The following is a 1,631-nucleotide window of genomic DNA, read 5'->3' on the forward strand; positions in this document are numbered from 1 at the left end:
CTGTATTTGTTTTTACAACACTTATGGAAGATGATGATAATATCGATTTATGCAAGAAGTAGCCGATTACATTGGAATAGAAATCACTGAAAGAGTTGATGGAAGAACCCCAGAAGAAGTGTTTTACGACTATAGGTTTTTAGGGAATTCTAGATTGGCAAAATGTTCAGAGGAATTAAAAGTGCAACAGACTATTGTCTTTTTAGAAGAATTGCGGGATGAGCACAACTTAGAACCAATTTTATATTTTGGTATTGGTCCACATGAAAAGCATAGAGCTGAAAACTTAACAAATTTTTATGAGCATTACCCTCTAGAACCAATTGAAACCAGGTTTCCCATGATCGATACCTTTACTGAAGATATAAATGTTAAAAGGATCATTGAAGAGGAATGGGGGATTAAACTTCCAAGAATGTATGAGCTAGGTTTTCTCACGCCAATTGTGGTGGAAGGTGTGTTAGAGGAGGCTTCCAACATTACGCCCAATTGTATTTAATTTGGCCGGATAGATATAAAGAACAAGAAGAAATGGAAGAAAGGTTCCGTCAATACTTTGAAAAAAATGTATCTATTTTAACAAGAAATGGTTCGTCGTTTACGTTAAGAGAATACAGAAAGCAAATGGATAAGAACGGGATAGAAAAGTTTTTAAAAGAGCCTGATGAAACAGTTCCTTGTGTTTGCTCCTATTCATAAGTGAAAATGTGGGATGTTCCTAATAAACTGACCCATTCAGGTAGACACGGTTATTTCATTAGGTAGCTTCGGTTAAAATGAGTCTGGTATTGAATCGGACTCATTTTAAATTTTGCTTTCATCCGTTTCTTATTGTTTTATACCTTTCTCTAACTCTTGTTTAAAATATCCCCACTTTAAAATTATTTTAAATAGATGATTCTAATTTCCAGAAGAAATCTTGTTCTGAATGCAATAGTAGTCAATGCCCGGCGGGATAACCTTTACGGTCACTTTTGTTAATCAATGGTGGATGTCTAATTAACAATTACGCGGGAGAACATGCTATAGCAATCTATAAAGAAATTAATAAATACATGGTGTTGTGTTTTTCAAGGTGAAAAGGTGTATGTCTTTGAAAACAAAGAAATCAACGAGAAAAAGGGTGTTGATGAAGAGACGTTTCGTAATCAAGATGGCAGCATAGTCGAAGAGTAGGCCGGACATAGAAGAAGAACAATTCCTCCCCCTAGTCACCTCTATGAATATAGTGATTATGGGAGCGAGAGTATACCATTACTATATTAAAAAGCGGTTATCCAGAATTGTTTTAAGAACTTGTAATGAAAGAAGTTATCGAAGAAACATAATTGGTATGAATATTTGGTCAGGAAGGCAGTACAATACAAGCAACTCCTGATGCCTAGTGTAACCGGTATTTATTTTCAGCATATTTTAGTAAAAGACTTATGAGGGAAGTCTGCTGAAGAATTAGCAGGGATCTTTCCCATTTTTGGCATTAATGTGAATACACAATTACCAATCTTCTCAACGACTCGTTTATTGTACCTAAGATAAAGAGACCCTTTCAAAGAAAATAGAATACAGGTTTTTTTGTTGGTTAATCGTTTTCACAATAGAAACGGTTTTTTATTTTGTCCTTTACTTAATTG

Annotated in this window: 3 protein-coding genes; all 3 read left to right on the forward strand. The window is 34.6% G+C overall.

Annotated features, from left to right (window positions below; genetic code table 11):
- The first annotated feature begins 49 nt into the window (after nucleotides 1-49).
- The 3 genes from JCM19033_RS26895 to JCM19033_RS26905 all read left to right on the forward strand — a co-directional run bounded on the left by JCM19033_RS26895 (nucleotide 50) and on the right by JCM19033_RS26905 (nucleotide 1,378).
- The gene (locus tag JCM19033_RS26895; protein ID WP_269758467.1) at nucleotides 50-499 is read left to right on the forward strand and encodes a hypothetical protein; all 450 of its coding nucleotides are present in this window, start codon (nucleotides 50-52) and stop codon (nucleotides 497-499) included.
- A complete protein-coding gene (locus JCM19033_RS26900; protein WP_269758468.1) occupies nucleotides 490-699 on the forward strand; it encodes a hypothetical protein in 210 nt (69 codons plus the stop codon). Before JCM19033_RS26895 ends, JCM19033_RS26900 begins: the two co-directional genes overlap by 10 nt.
- 520 nt (nucleotides 700-1,219) lie before the next feature.
- Complete coding sequence (locus JCM19033_RS26905) at nucleotides 1,220-1,378, forward strand: hypothetical protein (protein WP_269758469.1); 159 nt, start codon at nucleotides 1,220-1,222, stop codon at nucleotides 1,376-1,378.
- Nucleotides 1,379-1,631: the final 253 nt, after the last annotated feature.

This window comes from Thalassobacillus sp. C254 (assembly GCF_001310615.1).